Origin of the sequence: Echinicola soli (assembly GCF_006575665.1) — a bacterium.
GTDB classification, from domain to species: domain Bacteria; phylum Bacteroidota; class Bacteroidia; order Cytophagales; family Cyclobacteriaceae; genus Echinicola; species Echinicola soli.
This window is the reverse complement of record NZ_CP041253.1, coordinates 3,221,395-3,233,255: the sequence shown is the minus strand read 5'-3', so window position 1 is coordinate 3,233,255 and position 11,861 is coordinate 3,221,395. Positions and strand designations below refer to the sequence as shown.

At 42.9% G+C, this 11,861-nt stretch carries 8 protein-coding genes; all 8 read right to left on the bottom strand.

All coding sequences use genetic code 11. The annotated features are described in order from the left end of the window. Positions 1-4: 4 nt before the first annotated feature. The 8 genes from FKX85_RS12875 to FKX85_RS12840 all read right to left on the bottom strand — a co-directional run bounded on the left by FKX85_RS12875 (position 5) and on the right by FKX85_RS12840 (position 11,739). Positions 5-874 carry an alpha/beta hydrolase gene (locus tag FKX85_RS12875; protein ID WP_141615112.1) on the bottom strand — a complete coding sequence of 290 codons (870 nt, stop codon included), beginning with the start codon at positions 872-874 and terminating at the stop codon, positions 5-7. A gap of 552 nt (positions 875-1,426) precedes the next feature. Beyond that, positions 1,427-1,882, bottom strand: coding sequence for a hypothetical protein (locus FKX85_RS12870; protein WP_141615111.1), 456 nt, complete (start codon positions 1,880-1,882; stop codon positions 1,427-1,429). Positions 1,883-1,925: 43 nt separating this feature from the next. Continuing rightward, positions 1,926-3,119 carry a DUF4998 domain-containing protein gene (locus FKX85_RS12865; RefSeq protein WP_141615110.1) on the bottom strand — a complete coding sequence of 398 codons (1,194 nt, stop codon included), beginning with the start codon at positions 3,117-3,119 and terminating at the stop codon, positions 1,926-1,928. A 26-nt stretch (positions 3,120-3,145) separates the two neighbouring features. After that, complete coding sequence (locus FKX85_RS12860; protein ID WP_141615109.1) at positions 3,146-4,345, bottom strand: DUF5000 domain-containing lipoprotein; 1,200 nt, start codon at positions 4,343-4,345, stop codon at positions 3,146-3,148. Positions 4,346-4,369: 24 nt separating this feature from the next. Further along, positions 4,370-6,283 (bottom strand): RagB/SusD family nutrient uptake outer membrane protein, encoded by a 1,914-nt coding sequence (locus FKX85_RS12855; RefSeq protein ID WP_141615108.1) that lies wholly within the window; start codon positions 6,281-6,283, stop codon positions 4,370-4,372. A 12-nt stretch (positions 6,284-6,295) separates the two neighbouring features. After that, positions 6,296-9,763: a SusC/RagA family TonB-linked outer membrane protein gene (locus FKX85_RS12850; RefSeq protein WP_210416855.1), complete on the bottom strand. Its 3,468-nt coding sequence runs from the start codon at positions 9,761-9,763 to the stop codon at positions 6,296-6,298. 57 nt (positions 9,764-9,820) lie between these two features. Continuing rightward, complete coding sequence (locus FKX85_RS12845) at positions 9,821-10,864, bottom strand: FecR family protein (protein ID WP_141615107.1); 1,044 nt, start codon at positions 10,862-10,864, stop codon at positions 9,821-9,823. 188 nt (positions 10,865-11,052) lie between these two features. Beyond that, the gene (locus FKX85_RS12840; RefSeq protein WP_141615106.1) at positions 11,053-11,739 is read right to left on the bottom strand and encodes an RNA polymerase sigma factor; all 687 of its coding nucleotides are present in this window, start codon (positions 11,737-11,739) and stop codon (positions 11,053-11,055) included. Between the last annotated feature and the right edge of the window lie 122 nt (positions 11,740-11,861).

Sequence of the window (11,861 nt, the reverse complement as noted above, 5' to 3'; positions counted from 1 at the left end):
CGGTTTATGGGTTAAAGTTCTTCGATTTCATTTCCCAGCCAGGGTAATTTCCGAGCTCATGATGCAGGAATAAGGAGGTATGATCCTCATCCTTAAATTGCCAATTCAGCCAATCCAAGGTCATTCTGGCAAATGCCCCTCCATATTCTTGGTCAAAAGTGCCCCCATGGCCGCCTTCCAACAAATCGGCAAACACCACTGGCACCTGATCAATACGATCATAATCCATTAGGGCATTTTCGGTAGCCACATCGGAGACTCCGCCTACCAGGTATATAATCTCTCCATGAAGGGAATTTAACGCTGCTTTACTGGCGCCGGCCATGGTCATATCACCCATACCGGAATTGAACATCATATAGGTTTTTACCCTAGGGTCATCAGCAATGGCCATGACCTGAGCCCCACCGCAGGATTGTCCAGCTGCGGCTATTTTGTCCAGATTGAGTTCATTAAAATAATCACGATCTGGTTCCTTGGATAGTTCGGTGATTTTATCAATTGCCCTTTTAAGCTCCTTGTCAGGAGTGGGTTTATGCACCCTTTCCTCAACGGTCATTTGCAGGGTGCCGATGGCCACGATCACATAACCATGGGAGGCTACTTCTGTCAGTAAGCGTTCGTGGTGTATGGACGAATTCATACAGCCACCATTCGCCCAGACCACTAGGGGCAATTTACCTTCCTTTTTGACAGCTTGAGCTAGATTTCCTGGTCGGTAAACCACAAAATCAGTCAACCCATGCTCTGTAATGGCTATGGCAGGATATGGGCCACTGCCCCCTCCGTCGATTTCCTTGACTTTTTCTACTTGGGCAAATACCAGCTTAGCGGAAAGCAACAGGACAATAAAGCATAACAGGTTATTTTTCATTATTGTTTTTTTAAGCATTATGATTCAATTTATGAAGCTGCTTTTCTTCAGTTACCTAACTCCACTGTTTCATACTTCCAGATTAGCATTGTCCAAAGTGGACCTAATTAGGATCATCAAGCCAGGATCAACAGCAGCTTAAAATATAGTGTTATTTAAACACTTAATATAAGTGTTAAATAGAAATAAATCATAAAGAAAAAGTCAATGCTGGCCTAAATAATTTTTGATTTACCATTTGGCCTGTAGTTGGATACCAATTAGGAACCTTGATCCTGAGTTTAGACCTTTTGACAGATGACTGCTGTCCTAAACTTTCCAACAAATAGTAAAGATCCCTTTACCAATTTCTTAAAAATTGAACGGTCATTATTTTTAATAATCTGTGAAAACAATTGATGTTCTTTAAATCTCAAATGCACTCACCAATATTTCCCAGGAGACTCATTATCAAAAGAAAAAGCAGTCTTCTTCCAACTATCACAATGTTGGAAGAAGACATTCAAAAATTCAATCTGGGTTAAAATGCAGAAAATTACCTACCATAATATTTTAACATGAGGGACCTGGATGAAAAGGTGGCTTTTGATAATATTGACCAAAATAATTCATGTCACCAACACTATCTACTGAATAAATAAAGGTCTGATAATCACAAAGCCCTTCCCCAGTAACATAAACAGTAATGTAATCTGTAGAAGATGGACTGTTGAAGTAAACATCAAAATTGATAGAGTTACTTTGTCCTCTATTTACAGTCAATTGATAGGTGTCATTCATCTCAGATCCATAAACCAAAACTTCAATTTCCCCCTCAGTCGTAGGCCCCGATAGGGGTACATAGCAGTCAACCGTAATATCACCTTTTATCTGTCCAGTGTAGTAATAGTCCACAACATTCATACTAATGTTATTTACAGTAGCATTATTTACCAAATCAGTTCCGTTAACCAACTCTGAAGTTAAAAGTGAAATCAATAAACTCAATAAAATTGTTAGCCTTTTCATCTTAAAATAAAGTTTGATTTAAAATAAATTTGATGCAATCAATCTAATGCTGAACAAAGTCGAATGCCCGGATATTACAATACCTGCCAGCATCAGACTGGGTACTTAAATACCCCACTGAAATTTGTGTGGAACCTTCTTGTATGTCAAAATCCACAGCAAGCTCCCCTATGGGACTGCTAGCTACCACTTGGGTATAAGCAATGGCCTCATCCAGATTTTCAACATCAGGAAGTTCTTCACCATAAGCAACTACCAGGTATACATCGTCATCCTCACTCAAATTTCCACTGAGCAAATCTTTAATTCTAAAAGTGAAGCTACCTGAAGGTACCTCGAAAGTCTGGTAAATCTTGCCATTGGAAATGCCCGGGGCGCCCCAGCCAGATTCCAAGTTAAAAATACCACTACTTCTTTCATCCCATCCTCCATAACCGCCATGGATTTTAGCATTGTCATTCGTAATCCACCCTTCTAAATTTCCCCAGCGGCCACTTTTCTCGCTAGTACTAAAAGGTACCTGCATATTCCTCATATAGGTGACCTTAGGGGCGACACTTCCGGCCTCGGTAGGAAAGGTATCCATGGAATGAGGTTCGGGTTTATAGTAGGTCCTCAATTTAAAATCTGTTCCTACCTGATAATTCTCCAAAACCACCTCCGTACTCTCCAATGGCACATCAAGAAAGTGCCGTTCACCTTCATTATCGACATATTCTATTTCCGAATAGAGTGGACCTGTGGCTAGATCAAGCTGCCCAAACTCGACAATGGTATTTTGGTTCCAAACGGTCAAATCGGCCTTTTCAATCGGGCGATTGTTCAATGCTGACGAATACCTTTCTCCATATGCAGTTCCGGTGGCATACACCGGAACCGATTCATTTCCCTCATTATCTATGGTCACCACTTCGAAGGTGTAATTGTTTTCTTCCAATTCACCGATCACGTGCTGGAGTGTATCCACACCTGAGGTTTTGGTGACTGGGATCACGATGGATTCAGATCCAGCATTCCATGATATTCTTGCTTGTTCGATTTTGGGATCAGAGGTAAGTAATCCCCAGATCATCACTTTATGATCTCCTCCGATTATTTGGAGGGAATCCACCTTACCACTATAGGTCTTTTCTCCATCGGGAACAAACTCCCGATAATCATCCATTTGGCTACACGAAAAAGCCAGGTAAACAACAGAAATCACCAACAGTAATTTTGATATATCTATTTTCTTCATTGTATTGCTTGTTTAAACTGTTAATATCATCTTGGATCTCCGTACACTTGTACCTCTGCAATGGCCATATAAGTACTACCTCCCCAATTCCTAACCGAACGGATCCGTAAATAGCGTACTTTGGGAGCATCAATGTCAAATTCCCAGTTAAATCCGGCATTGGCTACCCTATAATCCTCATCACTTTGTTGTCCAAAAGGTAAACCCGAAGGCTTAGTAGCTGAATAAGTTCCCAGTTTCACCCAATTTTCATAACTACCATCCGCAGGGGGATCATTGGATCCCCATACTTCAAACTCCTTTAAGTTGCCCAGGTAATAATAAGTTCTTCCGTTATAATATTCTGGATAGTCCCAGATCACAATCCGGCTCATTTTCGCTTCTATACCAGTATCGAACGTAAGGGTATGGGGTCCAGAAATAACAGACTGAGTCATGTATATGTTGCCCCAATCAATTATATTCCCGTCCCACATCATCGGCAAATTGGTTGAGGGATGGTGAGGGGAATCGCCCGGTAGAGTAAGTCCCCTATAATTTGCCTTCGGCAAAGCAGTCTCATAAAGCGGGGCAATGTCCGAGTAGATGGTATCGGTATAGTTCAACCACCTGTCCCTTACGGTAAACCCAAATTCATGAACTAAGGTATCCATCCCCCTAAGGGCATAATCGATCGTATCCGTAGAGGTATAGATACTATTAGGATTGGCCTCCCATTCGCCCAGATCATTTTTTTCCATGATCATAATGGCCACATCTTCCCTTTCTGGATTTAAGGCATCTACCTTGATCCCTCCAAAAGAAGCCCTTACATCCAGTGATTCAAACACATCCCAAACAGGCGCTTTTTTGGGCTGGATGACCACCGTAACCGGTTCGGATTCCATTTCGCTTCTATTGACCGAATAAAGTTTTACCTCATGGGCAAGTGTATCCGCAAATCCCTCCACCATCAGTGAATTGTTAAAATAAGAGGATTTTATTTCGGCCTCTTCACCATTGCTGCGCTCATACACAGCTTTTACATACAGCAAATCCGGATCATTGGGAATCGCATAAGAAATCTTTGCTTTCCCTGGCATGTTTTCCACAGTAGTTTCGAAAACCGGCCCAGGAGGTGTATTGCCATTGGAATACGGTTTGTGTATTTCTTCCACTTCACAGGCACCGATGACCAATGCCAATAAAAGAGAGCCTATCCAGTTTATTTTATAAGATCGTTTCATTGTTTTTGTCGTTTGAATAGAAAATTACCAACCTACGTTTTGAACCAAATTGGGATTCTGGATCAATGTGCCCTCATTAATGGGCCAAAAATAATCCCTTGGTGCAATAAACCGCTGTGAAAAAAGGGTGCTGACCTGGTAATAGCTAGTGGTGGTCTCCCCTTTCATATTCCAACCTTTGATAGGCTGGTTGAGCATTTCATTGGCCTTTTTCCAGCGCTTCAAATCCCACAGCCTGTGCCCTTCAAAAGCCAACTCGATAAGCCTCTCCTGATGGATAATTTCACGCAGGCCATCCTTAGTTGAAAACTTATCAGGTTGCTTGGAGTATTGTGCCCAGCTCTCCTGTACTCCCAGTAGACCTGCCCGTTCTCTTACCTTATCCAAGTACTCAAACACCGTGGCATTCGGGCCATCCACCTCGTTCAAGGCCTCAGCATACATCAAATATAAATCAGACAGCCTAATCTCAGGCCAGTCATAAGTTCGATAAGTAGCTCCAGAACTACTCATAGCCTGGTTCCAATCTACCAGTTTTTTGATAAAATAGCCTGTGACATTGACATGAAAGGCATGGTTGCTTCCTGCATAATCCACAAATTTTGACCTGAGCACGTAGGTTCCTTCATCAGAATTGGTTGGACTGTCGTATTTATACCACTTTCCTCCGTCAAAACACAGTGAGGCATAAAATCGCGGTTCCCTATCGAAGTTGATCCGGGCAGTCTCAAAACCCTCTTCGATATAAAATCGCTCGTCATGAGTGGAAGTCCGCAATTGCTCAAGGTCAGAAAAATCCAAGGTCTTATCCTCATCAATCGGCACCCCATTCTGTGAATAAAACTGCCTGGCTATTTTAAAAGGGGCAGAAAGTATTTTCCGCGCATTATTATGGTTGTGTTCCGGGGTTAGTGGAGCCATTGCATTTGTTTGAAGTTCGGCCCCTGCTGTCCCATTTGAATTACCCCAGATATGTTCAGGGTTCCACCTTTCGCAAACTGCCTGACGGATGCTAAGCTCAGTAGAGGTCGTATCGGTTATATCAAGACCTGTCTCATTAAACTCATATAATCTATGTCCTGCTGCTTCGGCTACCTGAATGGCTTCCGCAGCTGCGTCCACTGCCAATTGCCATTTGGCAGCATCGTACTCAAGGTTAAACAATGCCCGGCCATCAGGGCCGGTCAGGGAAGCCATATCCGGATTACCGTTAAACAATGGGCTTGCCGCCATCAACAACAACTTTGCCTTCAGTGCTTTGGCAGCGGGTCGGGTAATCCTGCCCATTTCCGTATTCCGGTCCGCTATGGACTCTGGCAGCTTCTCGGCAGCTTGATCCAAAAGGCCGGCAATATAATCAACAACATCATCCACCGGCTCCCTTTTTACATTGACCTCTTCCTCTGGTGCATCAATAGGTAAATTTTCAGCGATAATGGGAATGGGGCCGTACATTCTCAGCAGGTAAAAGTGAAAATAGGCTTTTAAGAATTCCGCTTCACCAATCCATCTTCTCCTTTCTATTTCTCCTAGATCAGGGACGCTTCCAGGTGTCTGCAGTCCCTCCAAAAAGATATTGCAGTGTCGGATTCCGACAAAAATACCTCCGTTCCATACATCGACATAGGGATTGGCCCTCCGTTGATTTCCACGTGCAATTTCAAACGGGGCACTACCGATACTGGTCTGATAGGGAATCCACATTTCATCACCGGCCAAAAAACCAATATTACCATTCGTTTCCCCATTTCTAGGCATATAGGAATACAGGGTAAACAGGTATTTTTCGGCTTCGTTTCGCAATTTGAAAGCATTTTCAATCGTGGCCACATTATCGGGTACCACATCGACAAAGCTTTCGCAGGAAGTCCCTGCAATCATGCAGAGCATTATGATTCCTACTACTGAGTATTTATAGTTATTTTGATATTTTTTCATATTGATTGGTATTTAAAAATCCACGACCACTCCTAAGCTATATACAGACTGTACGGGATACCCCAGTCCTTCTCCTCCCATCTCGGGATCCCATAGATCAAATTTGCTCCAAACGCCCAGGTTGGATCCGCTGCCGTAAAACCGCACAAATTCAAGATCGAACTTCTCAGAGATACGGGCGGGGACAGTATAACCTACCTCTACATTTTTCAGCCTTAAAAAAGCCCCATTTCTCATCCACCAAGTAGAAGATTGGTTGTTATTTTCCACAAAAAAATCACTTAGTCGTGGCCAAAAAGCAAACAGGTCCCGGTTTTCCTCAGACCAATGACTGTTTGCCACCACATCCAATAAACCGTTCTGGGCTCCTCCGTTCAGTACAAATGGAGAAATATTTTGGGAATTTATCAATAGGGATGTCCGGGCCGCCCCTTGGAAAAAGGCACTAAAGTCCCAGTTCTTGTATCCCAGAGTACCTCCCAAACCATAAATGATCTCAGGAGTTTCGGGATGCCCGATAGGTGCCCGGTCCAAGGTAGATATCACCCCATCATCATTCATGTCATGGTATTTGATATCCCCTCCCATATACGTCCCAAACTGGGCAGGTGAATTGGCCACTTCGGCATCATCTACGAATAGCCTTTCTGCGATATAACCATAGGGTTGACCGATCCGCTGCCCCACTTGCGAAAGATACTGTAGATCATCTGGATAAGTGTTCTCATCGATTTTGAGGATTTCACTGGTGGCATAAGTGAAATTACCTCGTAAATTCACCCATATGTCCCTGCCCAGGGATTTGTTATAGACCAAGGTAGCGTCGATACCTTTGCTCATGGCCTCTCCGGTATTGGCACTCACATCGGCCATCAGTCCCATCGTTGCGCCCAGATAGGCCCTGGGTTGGAGGATATTGTACCTTTTTTGTTCGAATACATCCACTGTAATGTCCAGGGCATTGAACAAGGTCATATCAAAGCCTAGATTCACCTGTCGGGACCTTTCCCAGGTTACGTTGGTATTGGGATACCTGGAAATCGAAACACCAGGGCGGTAATATCCAAACTCTTCACCAAAATTAGAACTATAATTATCATCGTTCATGTTTACCTCAGAAAGATAAAAGAACCGATCTTCATCACGGCCGATGGCATCATTCCCGATCCATCCCACTGTAGCGCGAAGCTTTAAATGATCGATGACCGACTTCACAGGTTCAAAGAATTGCTCATTGGATATTCTGTAGGCCAGTCCGATAGATGGAAAAAAACCAAAACGATAGTTTTCGGCAAACCGTTCTGAGCCATTATATCCAAAATTGAATTCGGCAAGATAACGGTCATCATAGCCGTAGGTAAACCTACCTGAGATCCCTGTATTTCTAAAAGGAAGGGATTCCTGGAGGGTAGATTTACTCCCATCTTCATAACTGTTAAAAATAGTGATCAACATTCCTGACACCGAATGTTTTTCATTGAAGGTCCTGGCATAGTCCACCGCCCCTTCAAAATACGTCCGCAAGTTTACTTGTCGGTCTCCGGGATCAAAGCTAAGGTATTCAGAACCAGGAGCACCTACTGAGCTGGGGCCACCGTCATTGAGCGCTGTCAATAAAATATCCCCACTGATCATATCCAGCCTGGAGCTATAATAAAACGGACTATAAGACCGCGAAACATCATACCGGGCGAAGCGCTTCAAATAGCCCATGGCCCTGAACTTGAGCCCCTCCGTTAGAAAATCAAGGTCCTGCTTGATCTGCATCTGGGGCTGGATCATGGAAGTCTTATAGATTTGGTAGCCACGCACCATTTCTGCATAAGGATTAGTCAGCAGCGTCGTGCTTCCCCTTCCGGTAATGGCACCACCAAATAGGGGATGCTCGATATAGGGCATCACTTCTTGGGGGTAAACCGCTGGAAACATCACTGGATTGGACCAAATTGCTCTTTCAAAAGTGCCTGATCCTCCCCCGATAGGCCCATTATAATCATCAAACTGGCCGTACATTTTCACATTAAGCTCTGTGGTCGGTGTAAGGGTTACGTCCACATTGGTCCTTAGGGAATAGTTGTTCAGTCGGATATTACTGTTGAAGTTATTGATAGGGTCCACCTTCAGGACGCCATTGTCCACGTTATAGGTACCGGCAATATAAAACCGGGCCTTTTCACCCCCACCACTTGCACTCATGTTATAGCTTTGGTTGACGGTATAATCCTTGATCAACTGGTCGATCCAATTATTATTGGGATAAAGCAAGGGATCTACTCCTGCTTGGGTATTGACGATCTTGGTCTGTGAATACGGCAATACTGCATTAGGGTCACGGGTGAGTGCAGCCTCATTGGCCAAATTCATATAGGTAATATTATCGGCAAACTGGAAATTATCGGTATTGGAAGAAACCCTGGTTTCTGCTCTAAAATGAAATTTAGTTTCTCCTCTAACACCTGTTTTCGTGTTGATCAAAACCACCCCATTTGCGCCCCTGGCTCCATATACCGCTGCTGCTGTAGCGTCTTTCAGCACAGAAAACGATTCGATATCATCGGGTTGGAGACGGGCCATGTCTCTGCTGGTGGACTCCACTCCATCGATCAAAATAAGAGGATTTACCTTTCCTGCCCCAAAAGACCCCAAACCGCGGATAAAAAACTGGGAATTGTCCAGCCCGGGCTCTCCGGATCTTTGGAAGGCGATCATCCCTGATACACGCCCTGCCAACATATTGGTCAGGTTGCTGGTAGGCCCCTTGAGTTCTGTGGGATTTACAGAGGTGATGGAACTCACCAAACTCGCCTTTTTTTGCATTCCGTAACCTACCACGACGGCCTCCTCCAATTGCTGAAGATCCTCTACCAGCCGCACTTCCACCTGGGTCTTATTGCCCATACTGACCTCCTCGGTCTTATACCCTACAAAGGAAACCACCAGTATCACCTCTGTCCCTTCCGGTACATTGAGCGTGAATTTCCCATCAATGTCCGTAACCGTACCGATAGAAGCATTTTTTACTTTAATAGTAGCACCAGGAATACTGGTACCATCCTCAGCGGAAAGCACCGTTCCGGTAATGGTCCTTTCATCTTTATGGACTGATTGGGCCACTGTCCTTCCCTTATGGACATGGATTACATCATTGACACTTTTGAATTCAAGTCCTGTTTTTATGGACACCTTTTCTAGGATATTCAACAGCGAAACATTTTCCATTTCCAAACTTTGACTAGGAATGTCTGATAGGTTTTCCTCGTCATAGGCAAAATTAAACTGGGTCTTGCCCTCGATGATCTTAAATACTGTGGTAATGGGAACCTTGTCCACATTTACGGACAAATAGATCTTACTGAGGTCTTTTTGCTGGGAGTATATTTCTCCAGCTAATCCAGTCTGGATCATGAGTAAGGCCATTACAATGGCCAAACCCATTTTCCAAACAAGCAATCCATGATAATAAGGTATTCTTGTTGTCATATTTATTTTGGGTTATTTGTTAAACTAATATTTGATGGTAGCTCTTACATCGTTATCCTATTTGGAACTGACCAAAACCGTCTTTCCCTTTATCCTAAAATCCAGATTGGACGAATGCTCCAAACCGATCAATACATTAGGGAGACTTTGGTTTTGAAATTTGGCAGTATATTTCCCATGTATTTTTAAGGCTGGGTCCACCTTAAAATCAACATCATACCATTTGGACAATGTGCTGAACACCTGCTGATAGGATGCTTGGTTAAATTTGATAATCTTATGTTTCCAGCCGATCAACTCCTCATAATCGAACCCTGACTTCCTCATTGCAGGTAAATCAGGCCGGTAATAGGACACTTCTCCTTTTTCCAAATAACTGACAAGGCCTCTTTCACTTTCCACTTCCACTTTTCCGGACATTACCGCTACATGTAATTCCTGTTCGTCGTCATAAGCTTTTACATCGAATGAGGTGCCCAATACGGTGGTGGTAATCTCCCCGCTCTTGATCCGAAAAGGGTGGTCTTTGTCACGCTGTACTTCAAAAAATGCCTGACCTTTAAGCTTCACAGACCTGTTATTTTCAAAATTGGATGCATAGGACAGGACAGAACCGGAGTTTAACGTAACCTTGGTACCATCAGGCAGATAGATCATTTTCTTCATTCCCCGAGGTACTGCTTTTTCCGTCCAGGTGATCTTTTGCTGATCTATTCCCTTTTCATCCAACACCAGTACCTTGCCCAGTACCAACACCCCTATCAACAGTAGGGAAGCAGCGACACCTCGGATCCAGTAAGTAGTATTCTTTCTAAGCCTGTCTCTGTGGTCACGGATCCTCTTTTTCTTATAAGCACTATTCTCCACCAAAAGGGTATCAAGCAATTTATCTCGTTCCCTGAGCTCCATGGAATTGGTCTCTTCGAGCTGCATACTGTGCAAAAGGTCTTTGGCATGTTGGAGAAGATGAACTTTATCCGGGTATTTTTGGCACCATTTTTCCCATTGTTCATTGGATTCCATCGTGGGATCATTGACCCACTCAATAAATGCTGGAAATTTTAGAAAATCTTCAATGGTATTTGGATAAAACCCTTTCATTAACCTTGTAATTCTATTACGTGTCCCTTTTACATATATAGAGACTTGAAAAGCCAAGGTTCCATCGAAAAGCTTAAAAAAATTTCAAAAATTCACATTTACCCTTACCAAATTCACCTCTAAAAACCTACTAAACCACTAAATGTCAGCAATATCACTCAAAAATAAATTCCACCTTATAGAATATTTCAACTGATAAAAAATTCACCTGATAATAGCATTGAACTGATCAATAGGTCCTCATGGTGTTTGTTTAACATAGCCGATAATCCCTTCAATGACCTGTACAACAAATTCCTGGCAGATTCTGGGTTGGAATACCCCAATATTTCCGCAATTTCCTTAATGGACATCCCCTCAAAAAAATGAAGCATAATGACTTCGCGCTGTTTTACAGGTAGTTTCTTGGAAGCATTTTCCAACATGATTTTCGTGTCCATCGTAAAATTGGTACGGATGGATTTCATTTCAGGGTCCACCTTCAACTTGAAACCATCCTGCCGATCATAACTTTCTTGGTAAGCAATCTTATTGTTTCTCTCCAAAGTCTTGTATAGCCTTCTTCTGAAACTGGAAAACAAATAAAATTTGATGGATTGAGGTGACTTTATCTTGTCACGTTTCTGTACAAGATAAATAAATAGGTCGTGGACGACATCTTTTACCATTTCCCTATCATGGGTCAGCTGAGTTCCATAATTGTACAATTTGTCCACATAATTATTGTACAATTGTTTTAATGCGTGATCGCTCCCATCAACAAAATCAGCCCATATTTTTGCTTCATCGTCGGTGGTAGCATCCTTCAATTTCCACTTAGGCAGTGACGTCTCCCTCCGAGAGTAGTTTGATTCTACTGGATTCAATTTGGTCATTTGGGATATTGTTTTGGTTTAAGGTGATTGCCATGTCTATGAAAGAAAACTTCTGCTTAGGGTTATAAATCTAGGGTTGGGTAACTCCCAATTTAAAGTGTTTAAATAACAATTAAAAACTT

What these genes read in the sequence shown, in the direction of transcription:
- FKX85_RS12875 (WP_141615112.1), bottom strand. Translation starts at nt 874, where the DNA reads ATGAAAAATAACCTGTTATGCTTTATTGTCCTGTTGCTTTCCGCTAAG.
- FKX85_RS12870 (WP_141615111.1), bottom strand. Translation starts at nt 1,882, where the DNA reads ATGAAAAGGCTAACAATTTTATTGAGTTTATTGATTTCACTTTTAACT.
- FKX85_RS12865 (WP_141615110.1), bottom strand. Translation starts at nt 3,119, where the DNA reads ATGAAGAAAATAGATATATCAAAATTACTGTTGGTGATTTCTGTTGTT.
- FKX85_RS12860 (WP_141615109.1), bottom strand. Translation starts at nt 4,345, where the DNA reads ATGAAACGATCTTATAAAATAAACTGGATAGGCTCTCTTTTATTGGCA.
- FKX85_RS12855 (WP_141615108.1), bottom strand. Translation starts at nt 6,283, where the DNA reads ATGAAAAAATATCAAAATAACTATAAATACTCAGTAGTAGGAATCATA.
- FKX85_RS12850 (WP_210416855.1), bottom strand. Translation starts at nt 9,763, where the DNA reads ATGACAACAAGAATACCTTATTATCATGGATTGCTTGTTTGGAAAATG.
- FKX85_RS12845 (WP_141615107.1), bottom strand. Translation starts at nt 10,864, where the DNA reads ATGAAAGGGTTTTATCCAAATACCATTGAAGATTTTCTAAAATTTCCA.
- FKX85_RS12840 (WP_141615106.1), bottom strand. Translation starts at nt 11,739, where the DNA reads ATGACCAAATTGAATCCAGTAGAATCAAACTACTCTCGGAGGGAGACG.